Source organism: uncultured Campylobacter sp. (genome assembly GCF_938031315.1).
Classification (GTDB): Bacteria; Campylobacterota; Campylobacteria; order Campylobacterales; family Campylobacteraceae; genus Campylobacter_B.
Genome location: NZ_CALHHT010000398.1, coordinates 1 through 1,656 on the forward strand (window position 1 = coordinate 1; position 1,656 = coordinate 1,656).

2 protein-coding genes are annotated in these 1,656 nt (G+C 49.3%); both read right to left on the reverse strand.

What is annotated here, in order from left to right; all coding sequences use genetic code 11:
* Positions 1 to 305 precede the first annotated feature (305 nt).
* Positions 306 to 518: a cytochrome C gene (locus Q0236_RS10000; protein WP_297917349.1), complete on the reverse strand. Its 213-nt coding sequence runs from the start codon at positions 516 to 518 to the stop codon at positions 306 to 308.
* Positions 494 to 1,294, reverse strand: coding sequence for a c-type cytochrome (locus tag Q0236_RS10005; RefSeq protein WP_297917351.1), 801 nt, complete (start codon positions 1,292 to 1,294; stop codon positions 494 to 496). The genes Q0236_RS10000 and Q0236_RS10005 overlap by 25 nt, the downstream gene beginning before the upstream one ends.
* Positions 1,295 to 1,656: the final 362 nt, after the last annotated feature.

Below are 1,656 nucleotides of genomic sequence, written 5' to 3' on the forward strand. Positions count from 1 at the left end.
CAGGCGTCGTAGTATACAGCGCAAAATTAGCTGCATTTGAATAAAACGGCATAAAATTTAAGCGCTCCTAAATACGACAGCTTGAAATTTAATTAAAGCGGCACGAAATTTAATCGCGCTTGGCTGCTGCAACCGCATTAAATCCCGTGCCGTTCCGCACTGCGCCGAACAGAATGCTTTAAGATCCGTTCTACATCGCGCTATTTGTATTAAATTCTGTGTCGCGTCGCACTAAATTTGCGTTAAATTCCGAGCCGCATTAAATTTACGTCAAAATTCCGCCGCCGCAAGGACGGCGTTTGATTTTATTTTTTGATCATGCGCTTGTACGGGCCGAAGCGGTGATCGTTCTCGTCAAATCCGTCGTTGTAGGGCCCCACGTCCATATCCATCTGCTTGACGTCTAGGTCTGGGAAATCTTTCTTCCTATCGGGTTTGATTTTGCGCGGTTTTGAGTTTATATACGCCGTCACGTCGAAAGCTTCCTCCCAGCTTAGCGAGGCATCCCCTTTGGGCATGGTAGCTTTGAATACCTCGCTCCTTCGATGAGCCTATACATACCAGCGCCCGTATTGTAGCTGTCATCGCCCCAAAGCGCGGGAAATGTGTAGTAATCGCCGCTTTGAGCAAACCCCTCGTTTTTTATCCCTTCGCCGTTTTCGCCGTGGCAGGCGGCGCATTTTGCGGCGTAAATTTCGCCTCCTTTTTTAGGATCCGCCGCGCGGTCTAAAAACTGCGCCTTCGGTAGCCCCTGGCCTTTTAGCTTTGCGCCGACCTCATATCCTGCGGAGAGCCAGTGCATGTAGGCGATCATCGCGCGCATCTCTTTGGAGTTCGCAGGGATCGCCTTGCCCGCCATCGAGCGCTGAAAACAGCCGTTTATGCGGTCTTGCAGCGTGACTAGCTGATCCGATCTCGCGACATACTGCGGAAATCTCGCGTAGATACCTACAAACGGGCTTTGATCGGGCACGACGCCGCCGCTCGTATGGCAGCTCGAACAGGAGAGGTTGTTGCCCGCAAAGCGCATTTTTTCGTCCTTTGCCTGCGGTCCGAGATATCTCGTCGTCTCGTTGATGAGCTTTGCGCCGTAGATGACGGTCTTTGCATAAGGCGAGTCGCCGAGCTTTGCCTCGTCTATGACGCCGTTTTCGTCGATGCCTACGGGCAGCCTAAACTCCTGCGTCTTTTGCTCGTACGGCACGGCTTTTTTGGCGTTGAGTTTGGCTACATCGAAGCCTAAAACGGGCGTAAAAAAGAGCGGAAGCACTAAAACAAGGGCGGTTTTTCTCATGTGTTCTCCTTTAAAAGTAAAATATACATTTGAAATTATTGAATTTTTTAGTTAAATGTGCGTTAAAATTTTAAAAAAAGGAGAAATTCCGAGAGTTCGCACAGAGGAGAATTTTAAAGAGCCGATTTTAAAATTTGAGCGGGCGAAAAAATTTTAAAAGCTGATTTTTGCGGTCTGCGCGCAGGAGAAATTTTAAAAAAGCCGATTTTTGAAGGCTTGCGGGAGCGCAAATCTAAAGGGCGCCTTTCACGGCTCGTTTCGTGCGTACCGCCAGGCCGCTTCCTGCGTTGTTGTATTTTGCATTTGCATTGCTACATTTTTGCGTCGCGGATGCGGCGCCGCAGCGCGTATAAATACGGAGT